The sequence below is a fragment of the Vineibacter terrae genome (assembly GCF_008039615.1).
In the GTDB taxonomy this organism is placed as follows: domain Bacteria; phylum Pseudomonadota; class Alphaproteobacteria; order Reyranellales; family Reyranellaceae; genus Vineibacter; species Vineibacter terrae.
The window spans coordinates 55,289-78,311 of record NZ_VDUZ01000016.1; the positions used below are offsets into that span (position 1 = coordinate 55,289).

A 23,023-nucleotide genomic window follows, 5' to 3' on the forward strand; every position below is an offset into this window, starting at 1 on the left:
CATGCTTCGTTTGTTCGTTGCTCTGCCGCTGCCTGAAGATGTCGCCGATGACCTGGCGGCATTGCAGGAAGGGATCCCCGATGCCGCCTGGGTGCCGTCGGACAATTTCCATGTCACGCTGGCGTTCATCGGCAGCGTCGATGGCGGTCTGCAGCGGGACATCGCCGAGGCGCTGGGCACGATCGACGGCCCGGTGCTCGACCTCGAGATCGCCGGCGTGGATCACTTCGTCGAAGGCCGCACGCCCAAGGTGCTGTACGCGGCGGTGGCGCCGAACCCGGGCCTCCTGCGGCTGCAGGAGAAGGTGAGCACGGTGCTGCGCGGCGAGGGTGTGACGCTCGATCGCCGCAAGTTCCGCCCGCACGTCACCTTGGCGCGCTTCAACCGTCGCGCCGAGATGGGCCATCACATCGCGCAGTTCGTCGCCAGCAACAACCTCAGGCGCTTCGGGCCGTTCGAGGTCGACTGCTTCCGGCTCTATGCCAGCCATACACGCCCCGACGGCGCGGTCTACACCGTCGAGGCCGAGTATCCGCTCGGGTATTGAGGGAGTTATCTCCTCTCCCGCAAGCGGGAGAGGAAGGGGCCCATTGCGCGAAGCGCAATGGGAAGGTGAGGGACCAAGGACGACGCGCCTCGCGTGGAGTCCTCATCTGCCGGGCGCTATCGAACCCATCTCTCCCGCTTGCCGGAGAGAAGAAATCACTCCGGCTTCAGCCCCGCCGCGTCGGCGACCTTCTTCCACTTCACGGTCTCGGCGGCGATGTGCTTGGCCAGCTCGTCCGAGGTGCCGGGCAGCGGCGCCGCGCCGGCGTCGCGAATCTTCTTCTCGATATCGGGCAGCCGGATGCCGCGGCCGATCTCGTCGCTGAGCTTCTTGACGATGTCCGCCGGCGTGCCGGCCGGCGCCGATACATACCACCACGGGGCCGCGTCATAGCCGGGCACGCCCGACTCGGCGATGGTGGGCACGTCGGGCAGGTTGAACCAGCGCTTGGACGACGTCACCGCCAGGGCGCGGATGGCGCCCGAGCGGATATGCGGCAGGTAGACCGGCAGGTTGTCCATGACCGACGGGATGCGGCCGGGCAGCAGGTCCTGGATGACCAGCGCGCTGCCTTTGTAGACGATGTGCTCGACCTCGATGCCGGTCAGCGACTTGAAATACTCCATCGCGAGATGGCCGGTGCCGCCGACGGCTGGCGAGCCGTAGTTGAGCTGCCCCGGCTTGGCTTTGGCCAACGCGATGTATTCCTGCACGGTCTTGGCTGGTACGTCGGGGTGCACCGCCAGCACATTGGCGACCTCGCCGACCAGCGCCACCGGCGCGAATGCCGTGGCGGTGTCGTACGGCATGCTCTTGTACAGGAACTGGTTGGTGACGGCCGAGCCGACCGTGCCCAGCAGCAGCGTGTAGCCGTCGGGTGGCGCCTTGGCGACGACGTCGGCGCCGACATTGCCGCCGGCGCCGGGACGGTTCTCGACGATCACCTGCGTGCTCCATGCCGTCTGCAGGTGGCTGGCCACGACCCGCCCCAGGATGTCGGTGGCGCCGCCCGGCGCGAAGCCGACGACGATGCGGATCGGCTTGTTCGGGTAGCCGCCCTGCGCCAGGCCGCCGCGCGCGATCATGGGCGCGGCAAGCAGCGTGCTGCCGGCGATCAGCGCGCGGCGTCGCGATATGGAACGGAGCATGTGGCCTCTCTGTGTCCCTTGCTGTTCACGTCACTTGATCATGCGGGCAGGTAGCGGTCCAGCGTGCGCGCGATCTGTGCCGGATAGGGCTCGCCGAACAGCGCCGCGTGCACCAGGAGGGGATACAGGTTGTAGAGGGCACGGCGCTGCGTGCCGAAGCCGGGCGCCAGCGGTGCCAGCGCGCCGTAGCGCTCGTAGAATGCCTTCGGGAAGCCGCCGAACAGGGTTGTGAAGGCGATCTCGATCTCGGGATGGCTCCATGAGATGGCGGGATCGATCACCGCCACCACATGTCCACGCCGGCAGAGCACGTTGCCGGCCCAGAGATCGCCGTGGATCAGCGCCGGCTGGGCCGGCTCCTGCAGCCAGTCTTCCAGGCGCGTGCCAAGATGCTCGATGCGCTGCATCAGCCCGGCCGGCAGCCTGCCGCTGCGGCTGGCCAGCCACGCCGCGGTCCATAGGCGCTTCCAGCGGAAGAACGCCACCCAGGTGTCCCAGCGCTCGTTGATCTGCGGCATGCCGCCGATCATCACGTCATAGCGGTAGCCGAACGGCGCCTGGCCGTCGGCCGGAACGGGCGCCTGATGCAGCGCCGCCAGGCGTTCGGCGAAAGCCGCGGCGCCGTCGTCGGAAAGGCCGCTGCCGTCATGATCGACCCAGTCCATCACCAGGAGCCGATCGTCGCTGGCATGCACCGCGGGCACTGGCCAGCCGGCGGCGGCCAGGTCTCGCAGCATGCGGCCTTCGCTTGCCAGGTGCCGCGCCGCGGTCTTGGCGATCAGCCGGTCGCTGCCGAGATCGACGCGCCACACCTGCGCGCCATGGCCGCCATCCGCCAGCGGCGCCACTGCCACGGGCCGCCGGCCCAGCGCCGCCTCCAAGTGATCGACGATCGTCACGCCGTCAACGACGTGGCGCGCAGATGCTCGAGCAGGGCCGCGCAGCCGGCCTCGATCGTGTCAAGGGCGCGCTCGTAGTCCGCGGTGGTGCCGTACCAGGGGTCGTCCACCTCCTGCAGGCCCAGATGCGGTGCCGTGTCGAGGAAGAGCCGCGGCTTGTCCTTCAGGTCCGGTGGCGCCATGGCGCGCAGCGCCCGCAAATGGCCGCGGTCCATCGCCAGCACATGGTCGAAGCGGCGCAAATCGTCGGCCACGAGCTGTCGGGCCCGCAACGCGGCGAGGTCGTAGCCGCGCCGGGCTGCGGCGCGCACCGCCTCGCGGCTCGGCGGCTGGCCGACATGGCCGTCATAGGTGCCGGCCGAATCGATCACGAAGCCGCTTTCGAGCCCGGCCCGGGCGACCATGGCGCGGAACACGCCTTCGGCCGTGGGCGAGCGGCAGATATTGCCGGTGCAGATGAACAGGACGCCGATCATGTGCCTCTGCCTCTCCGGGGCGTGAAAGCGTTATGCTTGTACCCCAAAACGGAGGCAGCGTATGCACCAGGACGTCGGGCAGGCATGCATCGTCGTGTTGACTGGGGCCGGGATCTCGAAGGAGTCCGGCATCGACACGTTCCGCGACGAGGACGGGCTGTGGACCCGGTACGATCTCGAGGAGGTCGCGACCATCGAGGCCTGGCACCGCAACAAGCAGAAGGTGCTCGATTTCTACAACGAAGGCCTCACCTGGTTCAGCGGCGCCAACATCCGGCCCAACGCCGCTCATGCCGCGCTGGCGCGGCTGGAGCGCGAGTGGCCCGGCGAGGTGCTGATCGTGACGCAGAACATCGATCTGCTGCACGAAGGTGCCGGCTCACGCAACGTGCTGCACATGCACGGCCAGTCCGGGAAGATCCGCTGCATGGCCTGCGACACCGTCATCGATTCCGACATGAGGCTGGATACGCAGACGCTGTGCGCCCATTGCGGCGCCCGGGGGCAGCTGCGGCCGCACGTCGTATGGTTTGGCGAGATGCCGCTGCGCATGGACGAGATCTATGCCGCGCTCGATCGCTGCACCCTGTTCCTGTCGGTCGGCACCTCGGGCATGGTCTACCCCGCCGCCGGCTTCGTGCAGCACGTCCGCCGCCATGTGCCGCGCGCCCACACGGCGGAATTGAACCTTGAGCCGTCGGACGGCCATTCGCTGTTTCGCGAGCGCATTTATGGTCCGGCAACCGAGGTCGTGCCGGCCTATGTCGAGAAGGTGCTGAAGACCGGCTGGAGGTAGCAGAGCCGGCGGCGGTGCGCCGCCGCGCGAAGGAACGTACGCGAGCTGTGGACGTTGGTCGGCTGATTGATGCTGGAGAAACGATCGTGCGTTCGATCATGCTCGCGTTGGCTCTGGGCTGCGTGTCGCTGGCAGCCGTGCCGGTGATGGCGCAAACCGGCAATCCGCCACCCACGACCGTGCCGCCGTCGGTCTGGGAGAAGATCAAGGGGAGCTGGACGGACACGAAAGGTGTCGTGAAAGAGCAATGGGGCAAGCTGACCGACGACGACCTTCTCGAGATCGAGGGGCGGCGTGACCAGCTTATCGGCAAGATCCAGGTGCGCTATGGCGTGTCGCGCGAGGAGGCCGAGCGGCAGGTGCAGACGTGGGAAAAGCGCCAGCGATAGCGACAGGAACGCCGGCTCCGGCCAGTAAAAATGCAAGTATCGGCTATTATTGCCCGGTGACGCAGGCCCGCGGCTGAGGCATCCTCACGCCTGGTTGCAGTAGTGGAAAGATCTGAACTCTGTCGGGGAGAGGTCAGATGCGCATCCCGATACTGTGGGCGGCGGGGGCCACCGTGTCGTTTGTCCATTTTACTGCTTGGCGGTTCTTCTGGCTCTGTGCGCGCTGCCGTTGCGCATGGCCGGTGCCGATACGCGCGAGGTTGTGCAGCTGTCGCTCGGTGTCGGCCTGACGCCGGTGCATTGGGGTGTCCTGCTGGCCGCAGGGCACAATGACAATGCGAACTACGACTACGCCACGGAGGATATTGCTCAACGCCTGCGCGGCGTGGGTGTCAGCAACATCCGCGTGCTCACGGCCACACCCGAGCAGGCCGACCGCTCGGGTGCGTCGCTGACGACCCACGACGAGATCCGCGCCGCCTTCGCGCAAATTGCCCGTCCGGAAACTGCCGCCTGCCTCTTCTTCATAACGTCTCACGCCAATCGTCGCGGCATCTACCTCGCGCTCGACAAGAGCCAGCAGTATCTGACCGCCAGCGAGCTGGACCGCTACGTCACGGAGTCGTGCGGTAGCCGCCCCCAGGTGCTCATCCTGTCGGGCTGCTACAGCAGCGCGATGATCACCACTGCCATGACCCGGCACCCCAAGCGGATCGTGCTGGCGTCGGCCTCGCCGACCACGGTCTCCTATGGTGCCACGACGACCGAACGGCACCTGAATTTCGAGCGCTGCCTGATCAAGGCCTACGACGCCGGCGCCGCCACGTGGCGCGATATGTTCCAGCAGGCCCTGCCTTGCGTCGAGGAGCGCGAGGACTGGCTGCGCGTGCCGGTGTCGAAGCCGGAAGCCTATATCGGCCCCTTGGTGTCCAACCTCCGCATCCCCGGGCGGTAGGTGCGAGCCGGCCTCCTGCGAATCTGGGCCACGGACGTGCCGCCGGCCGGCTGGGTATTGACCTGCCGCATCTTCTCGACAGAGTCGCAGTCCTGGCGATCACTATCGGTCAATGTGTCGTAATATGAGCGGCATCAGTATCAAGCAGGCCTGATGTTTCCAGGTACCCAGGGCATTCGGTCCGCCGGCGCCAGAGACGGGAAGTGATGAAAGCCAGGAACGCCAGACGGAGGCGCTGTGATGTCTTTGCTCATCTGGATCATTGTCGGTGCCCTGGCGGGCTGGATTGCTGGCCTGGTCGTGAGTGGTCGCGGCTTCGGCCTGATCGGCGACATCATTGTGGGTATCGTCGGGGCGATTGTCGCCGGCTGGCTCTTTCCCCGGCTTGGCGTGTCGCTCGGCGCGGGCGTCATCTCCACCATTTTCTCGTCCGCGGCAGGCGCGATCATCGTCCTGGTCGTGATCAAGCTGTTGCGGCGGGTGTGACGGCAGGAGCGTGCTAGCAATGCCTGGCATGCGTGGGGATGATCGCGCCGACTTTTTCGTCATGCGTTGGTCACACGCGCCAGGCGATCCGCTTCTCTAGTCTTTGCATGGTGCTGTGCCGAAGTCCCGGCCCTGTATCGAGTCGCAATGAAAGCGCATACCCGCTCCCGCCGATCACGTCTGACGCAGGCGTCGATCGGCACCGCGATGGTCCTCGCCAGTTTGACCGTTGCGCTGCTCGCCGCCGAGTTTGCCGTCAGGCTGCTGGGCTCCGGCGAGAGGCGATGGGAATTCGGTAATTTCATCGAGAATCCGCGGTTGCTGGCGCGCGGCTGGCGCACGATGCAGCACGACACGGGGCTCGGCTACGTGCCGCGCCCGGGCTACAGCGAGGTCGACAGCGAGAGCGGCAAAGTCCTGACGTTCGACGAGAACGGCCTGCGGGCGCATCGGCGCCTGCATTCGGAATCCCTGGATGAGACATCACCGGTTCTGGCCGTCGGCGACTCCTACGCCATGGGCGAACAGGCAGCCGATGACGAAACCTGGCCGGTCTATCTCGAAGGCATGATTGACCGTCGTGTGCTCAACGGCGGCGTGTCCGGCTACGGCATCGATCAGGCAGTGCTACGCGCAGAGCGGCTCGTGCCAATCGTCCGCCCCGGCGTGCTGCTGGTAAGCTTCATCGCCGATGACGTCAATCGCGCCCGCATGCGCATCCTATGGGGAGTCGACAAGCCGTATTTCGACATCGAACGCGGCACGCTGGTGCTACGCAACGTCCCCGTGAAGCTGCCGCGTGTCGATGCACGGCTGGATCCCGTGCGCCGCGTTCTGGGCTACTCCTTCCTGGTCGACGCCGTGATGCGTCGCCTGAAGCTGACAGCCTATTGGTCGTACGACCAGCCCTCGTATTTCGAGCCTGCCCATGATCAGGGCGAGCGCGTCGCTTGCCTGCTCATGGACCGGCTGCGACGGCTGGGCGAAACCTATGGCATGCAGGTCTTGGTGGTGGCGCAGTACACGCCGAACGCGTGGCTGCAGGCCCCGGCCTTCCAGCATGAGGTTCAAGTCGCGGAGAACTTGCTGGCTTGCGCCCGCGCGAACCAGCTGCAGACGCTCGATACGCGTCCTGGCCTGGAAGCCGCAGTCCGCACCGATGGCGTTTGGCGATACTACTTCAGCGGTCACATGAACGATGCCGGCAACCGTTTGACGGCCACGATGATCGCGCATCAGCTAGGCTGGTAGGCTTTCGTTCTCGGACCGGTTCGTCCATCAATCAATCAATCAATGGCTTCAATTCCGAGAATGGTCCCCCACACGGTAGCCACCGTGATCGCCAGGGACAGGAGTGCTGCGCCGAGTGCTATGGTCAGCAGGGCGCCGTCCTCCTCCAGGTAGGCGAATGCTATGAGCACAATAACCAGCGCAGGCAAGACGTGGCTGAACGGCACGGGCCCAAGCATGGTTAAAGCCAGGAGGACGATCACAGCGCCGACGACGCGCTTGGTCGACTCGAACGGCGTGCGCCAGCGTGGTCGTACCATCCTTTCCATCCAGACCAGGACAGGCACGACCCGATCAACAAGCCTCGTCAACCGTGCTGTCAGCAACGGTCGCTGTGATATCCAGCGTGGCAAGGAGGGTGCGCGGCGCGCCATGATCATTTGGAACGCTGGCCACATCAACAAAACCCCGGTGACGATCGAAAGACTGGGCACAAGCGCCAGCAGCCCCAGCAACAGCATCACCACACCGAACGAGCGGTCCCCCAGAGCCTCCAGCATGCTGGCCAGGGTCATGTGCTCGCCGTGCGCTTCATTCAGAATGCAGCGCAGCACGCTCGACGTCGGTGGGCGGATATCCATCTCTACGACACCACACGAGCCATCGAATGCGCGGATTGCTATGCCTGCCCAGGTGCAGCGACCAGACGCTCCTCCTTATTGGAAGCTGAGCCGGCCGTGGCACCGCTAAAAGCCCGGGGCAAAGCTGTAGCTCTCAATTCCCAAACGAGGCTGCACGGCAAAGGTTGCTTTCGGGCGACGAACGGCGCTCGCCCGAGCTCCGCCAGCAGAACGACGCGATACGGCAGCTCTGTCCGTAGCTGGTGGTCGTCTCCACGATCATGTTCGGTTAGGCGGCAACGATCCCGAATATGGCTAGAACCCAGAGCACCGGTTGGCCCAACCGCAAGAGGATGAGCGCGAACACGCGCCGCAGGTCGCCCAGGGGATTGCGGAGAAACCAATCCGCCAGCGACAGTTCTGTCCACCAGATCGCCAGCATGACGGTTACGCTGGCGACCTGTGGAAGACCGCTGACGCTGGCCAGGCCATCTGCCGCAAAGGCGACGATCGCCATCCGCCAGGTCCACATGAGCGGACCACCTGTCATGGATACCCCATCGAAGCTTCGACAATCTCCTCGATCGTTGGCGCACCATCGACCGGCCGCGCGCCGGGCCCCTCATCGCCTTCGCTTCGTGGAGCGCCTCGAACCAGGCCCGATCAGCGCTGCGTGTTCGCCTGCAGCAGTGAGGGAGATCGTTCCGGCAGGACCGTCGCGCACGACAAAACCGTCTTCCAGCAGGCGGGTCAGACCCGCAGTAAACCTCCGTTCGCCATAGATGCGCTTGACCAGCTCCGCGTCGGCATAACGGCGAGGAGACTCCTGCGCAGCCGCGTGGATGATGCTGAGCAGTCGGCGATGCATGACGTCACCTCTCGCCCGGTCGGGCCCGTGGCGGACGCGTCAACGAAGAGCATTCTGTGTGCAGGAAGGATATTAGATTTCCTTGCCTCTTCCCAACCGGCTTTCTCGCGCCGGCAGAGGCTACCCCGGGATGGTCGCTACCTCGCGCCTACCCGGGGCAATTCCAAAGAAAAGGCCGGGCTGACCCCGGCCTAAGTCCTTGAAGAATGGTGCCCCGAGTCGGATTTGAACCAACGGCCTACCGCTTACGAAGCGGTTGCTCTACCGCTGAGCTATCGGGGCGCGGGCGCGGTCATACGGGAAACGGGCCGGCGCCGCAAGGCCGGGAGCTGCAAAGCGGCCAGACCGGGCCCGCCCGAAGTTTATTTTCGACGCCTCGTTTCGTACCGTTGCTCGCGGCTCGGCTGGCGCACATATCGGCGCCCAGCGGGGGCGACCTCTCGTCCAGGCTCAGGCTTCGCGCAGTTGGCGGTGCTTCCCGCCGTGAGGTTTGATGGTTCTCAAGTGTTTGGAATTTTTGGGGAAATTGCCTTCCCGAGCTTCGCGCACTTGCTGCAGGGGTGTTGGACGTTGAATGATTGTACACTCATAATGAGGTGAGAGGCGAACACCAGACACCAACGCCCGCCTTTCGCCGTAAACGGCTATGATCGTGCGAGCGTTTCACGGGCGGTCTGCCGCCTGTTCCCGCCATGTCACTGGGCACCTTCCAGCCGTCCTCCGGGGGATGCCGGGGCCGCTGCGGCCGTACGGTGTCAGGATTCCGACAGAATAGTTGGCCCAGGTATGTCCACGCCCTCCTCCTTGCTCCCCTCCATGCCGCGCCGCGCCACGTTCGCCCTGATCACCCTGCCGGTCCTTGCCGCTGCGACGATCGGCGGGTGGCTGCTGTGGTCCGGCGGCAGCACGCCCGGCAGCGCGCCGCTCACCCTGAAGGTCACGGTGGGCGACATCGAGGATACGGTATCGGCCGTCGGCACCCTGCAGCCGCGCGAGTACGTCGATGTCGGCACCCAGGTGTCCGGCCAGCTGCAGCGGATCACGGTCGATTTCGGCGCCAAGGTGGAAAAGGGCCAGCAGCTGGCCCAGATCGACCCGACCGTATACCAGGCCAAGGTCAGCGCCGACGAAGCGCAGCTCCAGAGCCTCAAGGCCCAGCTCGCCGACAAGCAGGCGCAGAAGATGCTCGCCGAGCAGCAGCTGAAGCGGCAGAAGGATCTGCTGGCGTCGAAGGCGACCAGCCAGGACGCGCACGACATCGCCGACGCCAACCTCAAGATCGCGGCGGCGCAGATCGCCATGATCGAGGCGCAGATCCAGCAGACCGAATCGACCTTGAACGGTGACCGCGCCAACCTCAACTACACGAAGATCTATGCCCCCATGTCGGGGACCGTCGTCAACATCACCGCCAAGCAGGGCCAGACGCTGAATGCCAACCAGCAGGCGCCGATCATCCTGCGCATCGCCGACCTCGATCCGATGACCGTCTGGACCCAGGTGTCCGAGGCCGACGTGCCGCGGCTGAAGATCGGCATGCAGGCCTATTTCACGACGCTGGGGCAGCCTGACCGCAAGCGCTTCGGCAAGCTGCGCCAGATCCTGCCGACGCCCGAGGTGGTCAACAACGTCGTGCTCTATTCGTCGCTGTTCGAGGTCGAGAACCCCGAAGGCGACCTGCTGCCGCAGATGAGCGCCCAGGTCTTCTTCATCGTCGGCGCGGCGAGGCAGGTGCCGCTCGTGCCGGTGACGGCGCTGCGGCCTGGCCGCGGCCCGGCGCCCGACGGCAAGAAGATGTATCGCGTGCGCGTGGCCGAGAACGGCGGCATCGTCGAGCGCACCATCGAGGTCGGCGTGATGAATCGCGTCTCGGCCGAGGTCAGATCCGGCCTCAAGCCGGGTGACGAGGTCGTCATCAGCGACGCTGGTGCCCCGGCGGCGAAGCCGGCGTCCAAGCCCGCCGGCACGAGGATGCCGAGGCTATGAGCACCGGCTGGTCGCGGGCGGATCCCGCATGAACGAGGCTTCACCGGGCGCGCCGCGCGTCGATCCGGCCGCTGCGGGCGCGCCGTTGATCGAGCTGCGCGACATCACCAAGACCTATATGCGTGGCGACGTGGCGACCGAGGTGCTGCACGGCATCTCGCTCGACATCCACCCCGGCGAGTTCGTCGCCATCATGGGTGCCTCGGGCTCGGGCAAGTCGACGCTGATGAACCTGATCGGCCTGCTCGATCGGCCGACCTCGGGCAGCTATCGATTCGACGGCGAGGAGGTGTCTTCACTCGATGCCGATCGCCGCGCGCTGCTGCGCCGCGAGGCCTTCGGCTTCATCTTCCAGCAATACAACCTGCTGGCCAGCGCCACGGCGACCGAGAATGTCGAGGTGCCGGCGATCTACGCCGGCGTGCCGCATGGCGCGCGCGTGCAGCGGGCCCAGGAGATCCTCACCACCCTGGGGCTGGGCGAGCGGCTGAACCATCGGCCGAGCCAGCTTTCGGGCGGCCAGCAGCAGCGCGTGTCGATCGCCCGGGCGCTGATGAACGGCGGCGCGGTGATCCTGGCCGACGAGCCGACCGGCGCGCTCGACAGCAAAAGCGGCGAGGAGGTCATGCGTCTGCTGCACGACCTCAATGCCGCCGGCCATACCGTGCTGCTGATCACCCATGACCCGGCGGTGGCGGCGCAGGCGCGGCGCGTCATCGAGATCAAGGACGGTCATATCGTCACCGATCGCGGCACGACCGCACCGCCGCCGGGCGCGGCCGCGGCATTGCAGCGCCGCACGGAGCACCGCGCGTCGGCGATCCCGGACACGATCGAAGCCGGCAAGATGGCGCTGCGCGCGCTGCGCGCCAACCTGATGCGCACATTGCTGACCCTGCTGGGCATCATCATCGGCGTCGCGTCGGTGGTGGCCATGCTCGCGATCGGTGACGGCGCCAAGCAGCAGGTGCTGAGCCGCATCACCGCCATGGGCACCAACCTGCTGCTGATCCGGCCGGGCGCGCCCAATGTGCGCATGGCAGGTGCGTTGACGGCCACGCTGGTGCCGGCCGATGCCGATGCCATCGACGATCTTCCGAACGTGGCGGTGGCAGTGCCCGAGTATCCCGGCCAGGTCACCGTGCGCTATCAGAGCCGCGACTATGTCACCCAGGCGGACGGGACCTCGCAGTTCTTCCCGCAGGCCCGCGACTGGCCGGTGGCCAGCGGCACCTTCTTCAGCGACACCGACGTCAAGAGCTACACGCCCGTGATCGTGCTGGGCCAGACGGTGGTGCGCGCGCTCTATGTCGACGGCACCGATCCGATCGGCACCTTCGTGCTGGTCAACAACGTGCCGTTCCAGGTCATCGGCGTGATGAGCGCCAAGGGCGCGTCGCCGTACGGCGCCGACCAGGACGACATCGTCTTCACCCCGATCACGACAGGCGCCTTGCGCCTGTTCGGCCAGCGCTATGTGCGGTCGATCACCGTGCAGGTCGAGGATGTCAGCCGGATCGACGAAACCCAGGAGGCGATCCGCCAGCTGCTGATCGCGCGGCACAAGTCGGAGGATTTCCAGATCCGCAACATGGCCTCGATCCTGGAGGCCGCGACCGAGACCCAGAACACGCTCACCATCCTGCTCGGCTCGATCGCGGCGATCTCGCTGCTGGTCGGCGGCATCGGCGTGATGAACGTCATGCTGGTCAGCGTCACCGAGCGCACGCGCGAGATCGGCATCCGCATGGCCACGGGCGCCCGGCGTTTCAATATCCTGCTGCAGTTCAACACCGAAGCGCTGGTGGTGTGCGCCATCGGCGGCCTGATCGGTGTCGTGGCCGGGCTGGGCGCTGCCTGGGCGTTCGCCCAGCTCGGCCGCCCGGTGATGTTCTCGGCCGGGCCCGTCATCCTGGCTTTTGCCTGCGCCTTTGCCACCGGGCTGCTCTTCGGCTATCTGCCTGCACGCAAGGCGGCCAACCTCGATCCCGTCGTGGCCCTGGCCGCAGACTGATGACGTCCTCAGCTCAACTTCCCTGCCCGATGGTGTGAGTGTCGTGATGCGTCGCCTTCTTGTCTCGATCGCCCTTGCCGGCACGCTTGCCGGGTGCTCCGCGCTGGGGCCCGATTACCAGCCCGAGCAGGTCGACGTTCCCGAGCACTGGCAGTGGAGCAATCAGGGCACCGGCGTCTGGCCGGACCTCGCCTGGTGGCAGGTCTTCCGCAGCCCGGAGCTGGACCGCCTGATGAGCGAGGCCGCGGCCGGCAACCGCGACCTGAAGGCGGCCGTGGCGCGTATCGCCCAGGCCGAGGCGCAGGCCAAGGTCGCCGGCGCGGCCGTGTATCCGACCATCGGCTTCGATGGATCACTCCAACGCAGCTCGCAGACGAGCTCGTTCACCGGTCGTCGGGCGACCGTGAACTCCTACAGCATCGGTCCGACTGCGGGCTACCAGCTGAACCTGTTCGGCGCCGACTTCGCAACGGCGCGGGCGGCGACGACACGAGTCGAAGCCAGCCGCTACGACCGCGAGACAGTGGCGCTCACCATCAACACCGGCGTGGCGCAGACGTATTTCCAGATCCTGACCTTCCGCGAGCGTGTGCGCATCGCCAACAATTCGCTGACAACCGCGACTCGGCTGCTGCAGCTGCTCGAGGAGCAACGCCGCATCGGCACGACATCCGATCTCGAAGTCGCTCAGCAGCGGGCCTCGGTGGCGACACAACGGGCCGCCGTGCCGGCCCTGATACAGGCCGAGCGTGAGAGCCTGGCTGCTCTGGCGCTGCTGCTGGGCCGCAACCCGCAGGGCTTCGAGCTGCAGGCGCGCAACCTCGAAGGACTGACGCTGCCGCCGGTCATTTCGGGCATGCCCTCGGAGCTGCTGTTGCGGCGGCCCGATATCCGCACGGCCGAGGCCAATCTGCGCGCCGCCAATCTCGACATCCAGGCCGCGCGCGCAGCGCGCTTTCCCAACATCTCGCTCACGGCAAGCGGCGGCACTGCCAGCGCGCTGCTGGCGAGCCTGTTCTCACCGGCGAGCATGCTCTACACGGTGGGTGTGAGCCTGACCGCGCCGATCTTCCAGGGCGGTCGTCTCGAAGGCCAGGAGGAATTGACCAAGGCGCGCTACGAGGAGCTCATCGAAACCTACCGCACGGCGATTCTGTCGAGCTTCCGCGATGTCGATACGGCGCTGAGCGCCATCGACCAGTTCCGCCAGCAATATGCCTACAATCTGCAGGCGCGCACCGAGTCGCGCGAGGCCTATCGGCTCGCCGAGCTGCGCTACCGTGCCGGCACCATCGACTTCCTGACGGTGCTCGACGCGCAGCGCACGGTCCTCGTGGCCGAGGATGCGCTGGCGCAGTCGCAGCTTGCCCATATCAATGCCGTGGTCAGCCTCTATCAGGCGCTGGGCGGCGGTTGGTCCGGGGCGACCGCGCAGGTGCCGAGGATCGGGCAGCAATAGGCGCGCCGTCGGCGCCGCCGATATCACGGCCAACGGTCGCCTGCCATGTTGCGACAAATGCTGCAGCCTCAGCCGGGCGAGAAGCGGGTGCTGCCGCTGCTGCAGGCGGCGGCGTCGGGCCTCGTCATCTTCGTGCTGATGAGCGTCGTGCCAACCGCCCTGGGCTTCGTCTCCTACGGGCTGGGCCTGAGCGCGTTGACGGCCCTGGCCCTGTGCGGCTTGTGGCTTGCCTACCGCGCCGGGATTCTCTCGGTGCTGGGCGCCACGTTCGTGGCGCTGCTGCCGGCCGCCCTGGCGGTGGGCGGTGCCGATGACTTCAAGGCGGCGCGGCGCACGGTCGAGGTGACGATCCCCGTGGCCGACGCCCCGCGGCACGCGGAAGCGGACGTGCTGATCCTCACCGACCTGCGCGTCGCCGCCGAGTTCACGGTCACCTGGAAGACCAGCCCCCCGTCGGGCGGGCCGGAAATGCACCATGCCATGGTGCCCCTGGTGCCCACGGGATGGCAGCGCGGCACGCTGGTGCCGGCATGGCGCGTGTGCAGCGGCGGCGAGCCGGCCTGGTGCCGGCGGGCGCTGAGCTATCCGGTCCATGCCGTGCGCCGCGTCGATGACCGCGACGGGCGCTATCGCCTCGGCATGATGGAAATGGCGTCGCGCTTCGGCCTGACGCCGGCGCCGGGCGCGCCGCTGCTGCAGCTCACGACGCCGCCGGCCCAGCGTGCTGAGGCGGCGGTGACCGGCATGATCGCCATGCCGGTGCTGGGCTTCGTGGCATGGCTGCTGGGCCTGCTGCTGTGGCGCAGCGTGCGGCGCCTGCGCCAGGGCGCAGGTTGACCCTCGGCAGGCCGCCGGGCATAGTCACGCCATGGTCGACGCAAGCCATATCGATCGCGCCGTCGCGCAGCGAATGCGTCCCGTCCACGCCGGGGATGGGACCGCATGGTGACGCGCGCGCGATAACGATCGCCCCCGGCGCCTCCGGCCCTTCCTCGCGAAGGGCTTTTTCATGTCCGCATGGACACGACGGAGGGGTCGATGACGAGGATTCTGATCACCAGCGCGTTGCCGTACATCAACGGCGTCAAGCATCTGGGCAACATCGCCGGCTCGCTGCTGCCGGCCGACATCCACGCCCGTTTCTGCCGGCAGCTTGGGCACGAGGTCCTGTTCCTGTGCGGCACCGACGAGCATGGCACGCCGGCTGAGCTTGCCGCCCAGGCCGCCGGCCTCGACGTCGCCGCGTACTGCACGCGCCAGCACGCGGTCCAGGCCGACATCTACCGGCGCTTCGGCTTTGCCTTCGATCATTTCTCGCGCAGCTCGGGGCTGGCCAACCGCGCATTGACGCAGGACCTGTTCCGCCGCCTCGACGCGGCCGGGCTGATCGTCGAACGCACGGTGCGCCAGGCGTGGTCGGCAACCGATCGCCGCTTTCTGCCCGATCGCTACATCGTCGGCACGTGCCCCCACTGCGGCAGCATCAACGCCCGCGGCGATCAATGCGAGGACTGCACCCGCGTGCTCGACCCGGACGATCTGATCACGCCGCGATCGGTGCTCTCCGGCGCGACGGATATCGTGTTCCGCGAGACGCGGCATCTGTTCCTGCGCCAGTCGGCGCTTGAGGCGCCGCTGCGGGCCTGGATCGAAGCCCGGCACGACTGGCCGCTGCTGGTGCGCTCGATCGCCCTGAAGTGGCTCGACGAGGGATTGCGCGATCGCTGCATCACGCGTGACCTGTCATGGGGCGTGCCGGTGCCGCGGCCCGGCTTCGAGGACAAGGTGTTCTATGTCTGGTTCGATGCGCCGATCGGCTACATCGCGGCAGCCGTGGAATGGGCCGCAGCAGCGCCGGGGCGGGATTGGCGGGCGTGGTGGGAGGGCGGCGACGCCGTGCGCTACGTCCAGTTCCTGGCCAAGGACAACGTTCCGTTCCATACCATCGGCTTTCCCGCGACCGTGATCGGCTCGGGCCTGCCGTTGAAGCGGCCGGATCACATCAAGGGCTTCAACTGGCTCACCCATGCGGGCGGCAAGTTCTCGACAAGCGCGCGCCGCGGCATTTTTGCCGACACGGCGCTGGCGCTCCTGCCTGCCGACACCTGGCGCTGGTGGCTCGCCGCCAACGCACCCGAGAATGCCGATGTCGATTTCACGGCTGCGCGGTTCTGCGACGGTGTCGACAAGGACCTTGCCGACACCTTCGGCAACCTGGTCAACCGCTGCCTGGCATTCGCCGCCGCGCGTTTCGATGCCACGGTGCCGGTCGGTGGCGAGCCGGGCGCCCGCGAACGCCGGCTGGCCCAGGATCTCGAGACGTGTCTGCGCCGGCTGCGCGAGCGGCATGAGGCGTTGAGCTTCCGGCAGGCGGCGGATGGGGTTCGCGCGATCTGGTGGTTGGCGAACGGCTATCTCGCCGAGACGGCGCCATGGTCGACGATCAGGACTGATCCGGCGCGGGCCGCCGTGGCCGTCAGAACCGGGATCAACCTTGTGCACACAGCGGCGGTGGCGGCGTGGCCGTTCATCCCCCATGCCGCTGCGCTCGTGCTGCAGGATCTTGGTGAAGGCGACAACACGCCGGCCTGGGTGACGGATGGCGAACAGGCCTTGTCGGCGCTCCCCCCGGGCCGTCGCTTCCGCGTCCCGCCGCCGCTGTTTCCCAGGATCGACGTGCAGACCCGGGTCGCGCTGGAGGCCGCCGGCGCCGGCTTGCGCCCGGGCGTCGCCGCCCGGCCTGATTGAGTCGAGACAAGTTTGTCCTTCGCGCCCATGACGGGCGTGTGCCAGCGTGGCGGCCCCTCATGCCGGATCACGCATGCCTGTCTTCCTTGCCGTCGCACCGCTGCTGCTGGTGATCGTGCTGCTGGCCAGCGGCCGCGTCAGCGCGCTCGCGGCGGGCGCGGCTGGCCTTGCCGCCACCGTCCTGGTCGTCCTTGCCACACCCCCTGCCGATACCGGGCTGGCGCCGTTCATGCTGCATCAGGTGGCCGTCGGCGGCTGGCTTGCCTGGCAGGTGATCACCATCGTCATCGGCGGCATCTTCTTCTATCGCTGCGTTCGGGCGCGCGAGCAGGCCGACCCGCGGCCGGTGGCATCGCCGGCGGCCGGCGGGACCCGCGCTGACCTGCACCGGCGGCTCTATTTCGTGTGCTTCCTGCTCGGGCCGTTCGCGGAAGCCGTGACCGGCTTTGGCGTCGGCTACATCATCGCGCTGGCGATGATCGTGCAGCTGGGCATGCAGGGCGTGCCGGCGCTGGTGCTGGGGCTCTACAGCCAATGCCTGGTGCCGTGGGGGGCGCTGGCCATCGGCACGATCCTGGGCGCCCAGATCGCCGGCATCCCGCCGACGCTGCTGGGCGCCAGCGGCGCGCTGCTGCAGATGCCGATGCACGCCGCCTACCTGGTCCTGTTCTGGTTCTTCATGAGAAGCGCCGGCAAGCGGCTGGCGCTGCGCCAGTGCCTGGATGATGTCGCCTGGACTGCGCTGACCACGGTGGCGGTGTGGCTGGCGCACGATGTCGTCGACGTCGAGATCGCCGGCGCCGCGCCGCTGGGCGTGCTGGTGGCATTGCGCTGGCTGCGCGACCAACGGCCGGACGCCGCCGCGCTGCGCCGTGCGGTCCATGCCGCCTTGCCCTACGCCGTGCTGACGCTGGCGCTCGTCCTGACGCGCACGGTGCCGCCGCTGCAGGCGGCGCTGAAGGCCCTGGGCGCCTGGCAGCCACTGCAAGGCCAGCCGCCGTTTGCGCCCTTCTATGCTCCCGGCTTCTGGCTGCTGCTGGTCGGCGTCGCGACGCTCCTGAAAGCGCGCGCCGCGCCGGGCCGCGTGGCGCGCGAGACGGCCGTCGCGGCGTGGCGGCCGTCCGTGGTCACCTTGCTCTTCGTGGTCATGGCCGCATTCTACGTCGCCGCCGGCATGGCGGCGGCGATCGCCGATGCCTTGCACGGAATCGCCGGTCCGGCGGCGGCGTTGGCGGCGCCCGTCTTCGCCGCGATCGGCGGCTTCCTGACCGGCAGCGGCGCGGCATCCAATGCCATGCTGATGCCGATGCAGACGGCGCTCGCGGCCGAAGCCCGCATCGATCCGGTCTGGGCGGCGGCGGTCCAGAACACAGTCACAGCCAACCTCACCATGCTGTCGCCGATTCGCGTGTCGATGGGCGCCGCCATCCTGTCGCTGGCCGGCGGCGACAGCGCCGTCTACCGCGCGGCATGGAAGCTGGCCCTGCCGCCGATCCTGGTCGGAGTCGGCGCAATCGGGCTGCTGCTGGCCCAGCGCTAGCGTCTCCCGCAGAACAGGTGACGCGCCGGGACGAGGGCGTTAGGGTGCGCGCCAAACAGCGAAGGAGCATGCCATGGCGACAGTCGCCTTTCTCGGCCTGGGGGTGATGGGCTTTCCAATGGCGGGCCATCTCGCCGCCAAGGGGCACACCGTGACGGTGTACAACCGCACCTTCGCCAAGGCCGAGCAGTGGACCACGAAGCACAAGGGACAGGCGTGCAAGACGCCGCGCGAGGCAGCCGAAGGCGCCGAGATCGTGCTCTGCTGCGTCGGCAACGACGATGACCTGCGCTCGGTCGTGCTCGGGCCGGACGGCGCGCTGGCGGGCATGAAGGCCGGCACCATCTTCGTCGATCACACCACGGCGTCGGCCAAGGTGGCGCGCGAGCTCTACGCGCTTGCGCGCGAGCAGGGCATCGACTTCATCGACGCACCGGTGTCCGGCGGCCAGGCCGGGGCCGAGAACGGCGTGCTGACCGTGATGTGCGGTGGTGACCAGGGGCCGTTCGACCGCGCCAAGCCCGTCATCGACAGCTTCGCGCGCGCCTGCTCCCTGATCGGGTCCTCCGGCGCCGGCCAGCTCACCAAGATGGTGAACCAGATCTGCATCGCCGGGTTGGTCCAGGGACTGGCCGAAGGCGTGAACTTCGGCATGAAGGCCGGCCTCGACATGGAGAAGGTGATCGGCGCCATCTCCAAGGGTGCCGCGCAAAGCTGGCAGATGGAGAACCGCTGGAAGACCATGGTCGAGGGCAAGTTCGAGTTCGGCTTCGCAGTCGACTGGATGCGCAAGGATCTCGGCATCTGCCTGGACGAGGCCAAGAGCAACGGCGCTCAGCTGCCGGCGATCGCGCTGATCGACCAGTTCTATGCCCGCGTCCAGGCCCGCGGCGGCAAGCGGTGGGACACGTCGAGCCTTATCCAGCCGCTCGCCAAGCCGTAGCTACCTGCGCCATGGCTTAGAGATTCTGAGCCATGGCGTGACAAAGCCTCATTTGTCGCCGGCATGGTTTCAAACCACCATGCCGGTTAGTGCAGATGGAGGTGCCCATGTACAAGCTCTATGCGCAGCCCGGCTGGGGCTCGACGCTCGTCGAGGCGCAGGCCGCGTGGTACGGCCTTGCGCTGACGATCGAGGATGTCGGCAACCTCTTCAAGTCCGCCGAGGCGCGCACCCATCTGGCCAAGGTCAATCCCCTGGCCCAGGTGCCGACGCTGGTGCTGCCCGATGGCCGCATCCTGACCGAAAGCGTCGCCATCACGTTGCATTTTGCCGACACGGCACCGGCCGACCGGTCGCTGGTGCCGATGGCGCCCGGCGCCGAGCGTGACACGGTGCTGCGCTGGCTGGTGTTCCTGGTGGCCAACATCTACCCCACCTTCACCATCGGTGACGACACCAGCCGCTGGCTGTCGGACAAAGGTGCGCAGAAGGAGCTCGCCGACGCCATGAACGCCTACCGCCAGCGGCTGTGGACGCAGGTCGAGAGCGCGGCCGGCGACGGGCCATGGTTCCTCGGCGCGCGCTTCTCGGCGCTCGACGTCTTCGTCACGATCATGACGCGCTGGACGCCGCGACGGGCCTGGTTCGCGGCCAGCACGCCGAAGCTGAGCGCGATCGCACAGCGCGGCGATGCGGTGCCGGAGCTGGCCGCCGTGTGGCGGCGCAACTTCCCGGGCTGAACGTCAGCCGCGCCGGCTCATCGCGACGTGGCGCACGCCCACGATCTGGCCGAGGCAGTTGCCGACATGGTGCGCGGCATCGGGATCCAGGCCCTCGACCTGCAGGTCGACGCTCAGCGTATCCTCGATGCCGCCCGCGTCGCGCTCGACGCAACGCGTGGCATGCACGGACAGCGGCACCAGCCCGCGCTTGGCCACGAACTCAAGCACGCGCGGCAGCAGGCCGGGCGAGGGATCGGCGCTCACGCCGTAGCACCATATCGGCGCCTCGATGGCGTGCATGACCGTGCGCACGGCCTCAGGTGCGGTGAAACGACGGAACGAAGCGGAGGAGGTGGCGGGCTCAGCAGCCGCGGCGGCAGACATGGATGCGCTCCTTGGACGGACGAACGAAACAGCCTTCGACCCGGACCCGATGAGGGACCGGGCGGCTAATTCGCCGACCGATGAGCGCGTGCATCCGCATGGCCGCTACAGTACGCTCCCCGTCCCAGCGAGGCAAGATCGGCGGAGAGGTTCATGCGTCTGCAGCTCGTCACCTGGCCTGACGTCGAGCAGTATCTCAAGACCAGCACCGGCATCATCATCCCGATCGGCTCGACCGAGCAGCACGGCCCCAACGGCCTCGTGGGCACGGACGCGCTGACCGCCGAGTTCATTGCGCACGGTGTCGGCGAGAAGACCGGCGCGCTGGTGGCGCCGACGATCTCGGTCGGCATGGCCCAGCATCACCTCGGCTTTCCTGGCTCCATCACTCTGCGGCCCTCGACCCTGATTGCCGTGGTCCGCGACAACATCCAGTCCCTGATGCGACATGGCTTCACACGATTCTTCTTCATCAACGGTCATGGTGGCAATATTGCAACCGTGACGGCCGCCTTCTCTGAAATCTACGCCGAGCGCTCCCTGCAGCGCGGCAGCAACGCGCCATCGGTGAAGTGCAAGCTGCGCAACTGGTGGGAGGGATCGGGCAGCCGGGCACTGTCGCGGGATCTCTACGGCAACCAGGAGGGCAGCCACGCCACGCCCAGCGAGGTGTCGCTCACATTCTACATGCACCCGCAGACGGAGAAGCAGGTGCCGATGGAGCCGGAGGTCGCGCCCAACGGCAGCTTCTCCGATGCCGACGACTATCGCAGCACGTTTCCGGACGGCCGCATCGGCTCCAACCCCAACCTGTCGACGGCGGCGCACGGCAGGCGCATCTACGAGATGGCGGTTGAGGAAGTGGCTCGCGACTACCTCGCTTTCGTCGCCCGCTAGCACCTACAGAGGATCCTATGACCCCGACGACCGCCGAGCGCGATACGCTCTTCAAGGCTTTCGGCCGTGCTTTCTTCAAGCAGGATCTCGACGCGATGTACCAGGTGGTGACGCCGGATTTCGTGTGGAACGTGCAGGCCGAGGTGCCGCGGCAGCTGGCTTCGCGCGAGGCGATCGCGGCCTATTTCGCCGAGCGCAAGCAGCAGGTCGAGAACCTGCGCTTCCACGACGTCGTCTATCATCATGCGCCCGACGCAACCTTCATGACCTTCCGCCTCACCGGTACCGACAAGGCGACCGGCCGCAGCTTCGAGAGCATCGGCGTCGAGCGCTATACGTTCCGGGACGGGCGGCTGGCGCTGAAGGACGTGTACAACAAGACTGCCGGCCCGGCATGACGGACAGCTCGCACGATCCGGCGGCCCGCATCCCGGCCCTGGTGCAGCGCTATCTTGCGCGCTTTCCGGCCGAGAAGACGCGCCTCGCGCCGCTGCTCGACCGCTTGGCCGATCCGACCGACCTGTTCGCGCGCACCTCGATGTCGGGCCACGTCACGGGCAGCGCCTTCGTGGTCGACCCGCGCCGCGACGTCATCCTGATGGTGCACCACGCGACGCTCGACCGCTGGTTCCAGCCTGGCGGTCATGTCGATGCCGGCGAGAGCCCCAAGGACGGCGCTGCGCGCGAAGCCTGGGAGGAGACCGGGCTGCAGCGTTTCGTGCCCAGCGACTGGGCGGGCGATGCGGCGCTGCCGCTCGATATCGACCCGCACATGATCCCGGCCAATCCGCGGCGCGGCGAACGCCAGCACTACCATTTCGATTTCCGCTACCTGTTCACCGCCGATTCGACCCAGAAGCTCGCGGCGCAGGACGCCGAGGTGAAGGAAGCCCGATGGGTGCCGGTGGACAGCCTGCCGGACAATGATCCTGACGGTGTCTGGAAGATCGTGGTCGTCAAGCTGCGCGCCGCGCTCGCGGCGTGATCGACCGTCATGCCGAGCGCAACGCCCGGCGTGACCACCGACCGCGGCGCTACTCGGCGGCTGCGCGCACGGCCGGCGCAAGACGCTGCTGTGCCCGCGCGCGGCAGGCGGCGGCGAAGGCGTCGAACAGCTTGGCCGACAGCGGGTTCTCGCGCGCCTGGTGCTCGGGATGCCATTGCACCCCGCAGACGAAGCCGGGCGCGTCGACGACGCTGGCGGCTTCGATCTGGCCGTCCGGCGCCACTGCTTCGACACGCAGGCCGGGCGCCAGCCGGTCGATGCCCTGGCCGTGCAGCGAGTTCACCGACGCCTCGGTGCAGCCCAGCAAGCGGTGAAGCTGACCGCCCGGCGTGATCGCGACCGGATGCGCCGGCTCGAGCTTGGGCGCCAGCGCGTCGACCTTCGGCGCGCGGTGATCCAGGCGGCCGGGTATCTCCTCGACATGCTGGTGCAGGGTGCCGCCCAGCGCCACGTTCAGCTCCTGGAAGCCGCGGCAGATGGCGAACAACGGCACGGCCCGCTCCAGCGCGCGGCGGATCAGTGGCAGGGTGGTCATGTCGCGCGCCGGGTCGGCTGCCACGCCGCGCCGCGCCGGCCGACCGCCATAATGCGAGGGCTCGACATTGGAGGGGCTGCCGGTCAGCAGCAGACCATCGAGCAGGTCAAGCACGCGGTCGACATCCAGGCCGTCCTCGCCGGCGCCGATCGCGGGCAGGATCAGGGGCATGCCGCCGATCGTTTCCGTGACCACCTTGACGTACTTGTCGCCTACCGTGTGCGCGGTCCAGACCGTGATCGTGCGGCGGCAGGCGGAGATGCCAATCAACGGACGCAAGGCGCGGGACATTGGAGCGCAGACCTCGACGAGCTGAATCACGGTATTTTCGGGCAGTTTGTAGGTCACCGCAATTGCCGGGATTCGCTGCCAGCC

24 protein-coding genes, 1 tRNA gene and 1 pseudogene are annotated in these 23,023 nt (G+C 67.6%); 17 read left to right on the forward strand and 9 right to left on the reverse strand.

The features are described 5' to 3' along the window. The first annotated feature begins 1 nt into the window (after nucleotide 1). A complete protein-coding gene (gene thpR / locus FHP25_RS15520; protein WP_147847857.1) occupies nucleotides 2–547 on the forward strand; it encodes an RNA 2',3'-cyclic phosphodiesterase in 546 nt (181 codons plus the stop codon). 155 nt (nucleotides 548–702) lie between these two features. Here thpR and FHP25_RS15525 read toward each other — a convergent pair whose 3' ends face one another. Genes FHP25_RS15525 through FHP25_RS15535 form a run of 3 tightly spaced genes read right to left on the reverse strand, consistent with a single transcriptional unit; the run spans nucleotide 703 to nucleotide 3,070 of the window. Continuing rightward, nucleotides 703–1,695, reverse strand: coding sequence for a Bug family tripartite tricarboxylate transporter substrate binding protein (locus tag FHP25_RS15525; RefSeq protein WP_147847858.1), 993 nt, complete (start codon nucleotides 1,693–1,695; stop codon nucleotides 703–705). A 38-nt stretch (nucleotides 1,696–1,733) separates the two neighbouring features. Continuing rightward, nucleotides 1,734–2,594, reverse strand: coding sequence for a fructosamine kinase family protein (locus tag FHP25_RS15530; RefSeq protein WP_178133553.1), 861 nt, complete (start codon nucleotides 2,592–2,594; stop codon nucleotides 1,734–1,736). Next, nucleotides 2,591–3,070, reverse strand: a complete 480-nt coding sequence (locus tag FHP25_RS15535; RefSeq protein ID WP_147847860.1) for a low molecular weight protein-tyrosine-phosphatase — start codon at nucleotides 3,068–3,070, stop codon at nucleotides 2,591–2,593. The genes FHP25_RS15530 and FHP25_RS15535 overlap by 4 nt, the downstream gene beginning before the upstream one ends. Nucleotides 3,071–3,131: 61 nt before the next feature. On the opposite strand from FHP25_RS15535, the gene FHP25_RS15540 reads away from it, so the two are divergent. From FHP25_RS15540 to FHP25_RS15560, 5 genes are all read left to right on the forward strand, one after another. Then, nucleotides 3,132–3,866 (forward strand): NAD-dependent deacylase, encoded by a 735-nt coding sequence (locus FHP25_RS15540; protein WP_147847861.1) that lies wholly within the window; start codon nucleotides 3,132–3,134, stop codon nucleotides 3,864–3,866. A gap of 146 nt (nucleotides 3,867–4,012) precedes the next feature. Continuing rightward, nucleotides 4,013–4,255 (forward strand): CsbD family protein, encoded by a 243-nt coding sequence (locus FHP25_RS15545; protein WP_147847943.1) that lies wholly within the window; start codon nucleotides 4,013–4,015, stop codon nucleotides 4,253–4,255. A 235-nt stretch (nucleotides 4,256–4,490) separates the two neighbouring features. Then, nucleotides 4,491–5,210 (forward strand): C13 family peptidase, encoded by a 720-nt coding sequence (locus tag FHP25_RS15550; RefSeq protein WP_147847862.1) that lies wholly within the window; start codon nucleotides 4,491–4,493, stop codon nucleotides 5,208–5,210. Between the two features lie 240 nt (nucleotides 5,211–5,450). Beyond that, nucleotides 5,451–5,696, forward strand: a complete 246-nt coding sequence (locus FHP25_RS15555) for a GlsB/YeaQ/YmgE family stress response membrane protein (RefSeq protein ID WP_147847863.1) — start codon at nucleotides 5,451–5,453, stop codon at nucleotides 5,694–5,696. Nucleotides 5,697–5,843: 147 nt separating this feature from the next. After that, a complete protein-coding gene (locus tag FHP25_RS15560) occupies nucleotides 5,844–6,947 on the forward strand; it encodes an SGNH/GDSL hydrolase family protein (RefSeq protein WP_147847864.1) in 1,104 nt (367 codons plus the stop codon). A 35-nt stretch (nucleotides 6,948–6,982) separates the two neighbouring features. Here the strand turns inward: FHP25_RS15560 and FHP25_RS15565 are convergent, their stop codons facing one another. From FHP25_RS15565 to FHP25_RS15580, 4 genes are all read right to left on the reverse strand, one after another. Beyond that, a complete protein-coding gene (locus tag FHP25_RS15565; RefSeq protein WP_147847865.1) occupies nucleotides 6,983–7,567 on the reverse strand; it encodes an exopolysaccharide biosynthesis protein in 585 nt (194 codons plus the stop codon). Nucleotides 7,568–7,835: 268 nt separating this feature from the next. After that, nucleotides 7,836–8,063 carry a hypothetical protein gene (locus tag FHP25_RS15570; RefSeq protein WP_147847866.1) on the reverse strand — a complete coding sequence of 76 codons (228 nt, stop codon included), beginning with the start codon at nucleotides 8,061–8,063 and terminating at the stop codon, nucleotides 7,836–7,838. 105 nt (nucleotides 8,064–8,168) lie between these two features. Next, entirely contained in the window at nucleotides 8,169–8,414 is a 246-nt protein-coding gene (locus FHP25_RS15575) for a hypothetical protein (RefSeq protein WP_147847867.1), read from the reverse strand. 207 nt (nucleotides 8,415–8,621) lie between these two features. Beyond that, nucleotides 8,622–8,696 (reverse strand) — tRNA-Thr (locus FHP25_RS15580). Between the two features lie 534 nt (nucleotides 8,697–9,230). Between FHP25_RS15580 and FHP25_RS15585 the strand changes: the two genes are divergently transcribed. From FHP25_RS15585 to FHP25_RS15620, 8 genes and pseudogenes are all read left to right on the forward strand, one after another. Next, on the forward strand, nucleotides 9,231–10,400 hold the full coding sequence (locus FHP25_RS15585) for an efflux RND transporter periplasmic adaptor subunit (protein ID WP_218578399.1): 1,170 nt from the start codon (nucleotides 9,231–9,233) through the stop codon (nucleotides 10,398–10,400). Between the two features lie 28 nt (nucleotides 10,401–10,428). Continuing rightward, nucleotides 10,429–12,414: a MacB family efflux pump subunit gene (locus FHP25_RS15590; RefSeq protein ID WP_147847869.1), complete on the forward strand. Its 1,986-nt coding sequence runs from the start codon at nucleotides 10,429–10,431 to the stop codon at nucleotides 12,412–12,414. Nucleotides 12,415–12,460: 46 nt separating this feature from the next. After that, entirely contained in the window at nucleotides 12,461–13,873 is a 1,413-nt protein-coding gene (locus tag FHP25_RS15595; protein ID WP_147847870.1) for an efflux transporter outer membrane subunit, read from the forward strand. A 57-nt stretch (nucleotides 13,874–13,930) separates the two neighbouring features. Next, a complete protein-coding gene (locus tag FHP25_RS15600; RefSeq protein ID WP_147847871.1) occupies nucleotides 13,931–14,710 on the forward strand; it encodes a hypothetical protein in 780 nt (259 codons plus the stop codon). A 201-nt stretch (nucleotides 14,711–14,911) separates the two neighbouring features. Further along, entirely contained in the window at nucleotides 14,912–16,621 is a 1,710-nt protein-coding gene (metG, locus tag FHP25_RS15605; RefSeq protein WP_218578400.1) for a methionine--tRNA ligase, read from the forward strand. A gap of 73 nt (nucleotides 16,622–16,694) precedes the next feature. Further along, nucleotides 16,695–18,161, forward strand: a complete 1,467-nt coding sequence (locus tag FHP25_RS15610; RefSeq protein ID WP_147847873.1) for an L-lactate permease — start codon at nucleotides 16,695–16,697, stop codon at nucleotides 18,159–18,161. 58 nt (nucleotides 18,162–18,219) lie between these two features. Continuing rightward, nucleotides 18,220–19,104, forward strand: a pseudogene (locus FHP25_RS15615) (NAD(P)-dependent oxidoreductase); the annotation flags it as partial. 107 nt (nucleotides 19,105–19,211) lie between these two features. Further along, on the forward strand, nucleotides 19,212–19,844 hold the full coding sequence (locus FHP25_RS15620; RefSeq protein ID WP_231712338.1) for a glutathione S-transferase family protein: 633 nt from the start codon (nucleotides 19,212–19,214) through the stop codon (nucleotides 19,842–19,844). A 3-nt stretch (nucleotides 19,845–19,847) separates the two neighbouring features. Here the strand turns inward: FHP25_RS15620 and FHP25_RS15625 are convergent, their stop codons facing one another. Next, nucleotides 19,848–20,210: a hypothetical protein gene (locus FHP25_RS15625; protein ID WP_147847876.1), complete on the reverse strand. Its 363-nt coding sequence runs from the start codon at nucleotides 20,208–20,210 to the stop codon at nucleotides 19,848–19,850. Between the two features lie 153 nt (nucleotides 20,211–20,363). Here FHP25_RS15625 and FHP25_RS15630 point away from each other — a divergent pair, with 153 nt between their 5' ends. From FHP25_RS15630 to FHP25_RS15640, 3 genes are read left to right on the forward strand one after another with little or no spacing between them, the layout of a single operon-like run. Further along, a complete protein-coding gene (locus tag FHP25_RS15630; RefSeq protein WP_147847877.1) occupies nucleotides 20,364–21,107 on the forward strand; it encodes a creatininase family protein in 744 nt (247 codons plus the stop codon). 17 nt (nucleotides 21,108–21,124) lie between these two features. Beyond that, nucleotides 21,125–21,505, forward strand: a complete 381-nt coding sequence (locus FHP25_RS15635) for a nuclear transport factor 2 family protein (protein WP_147847878.1) — start codon at nucleotides 21,125–21,127, stop codon at nucleotides 21,503–21,505. Beyond that, nucleotides 21,502–22,092: an NUDIX hydrolase gene (locus FHP25_RS15640; RefSeq protein WP_147847879.1), complete on the forward strand. Its 591-nt coding sequence runs from the start codon at nucleotides 21,502–21,504 to the stop codon at nucleotides 22,090–22,092. Before FHP25_RS15635 ends, FHP25_RS15640 begins: the two co-directional genes overlap by 4 nt. A 49-nt stretch (nucleotides 22,093–22,141) precedes the next feature. Here FHP25_RS15640 and FHP25_RS15645 read toward each other — a convergent pair whose 3' ends face one another. Beyond that, on the reverse strand, nucleotides 22,142–22,996 hold the full coding sequence (locus FHP25_RS15645) for a gamma-glutamyl-gamma-aminobutyrate hydrolase family protein (RefSeq protein ID WP_231712339.1): 855 nt from the start codon (nucleotides 22,994–22,996) through the stop codon (nucleotides 22,142–22,144). Nucleotides 22,997–23,023 lie beyond the last annotated feature (27 nt).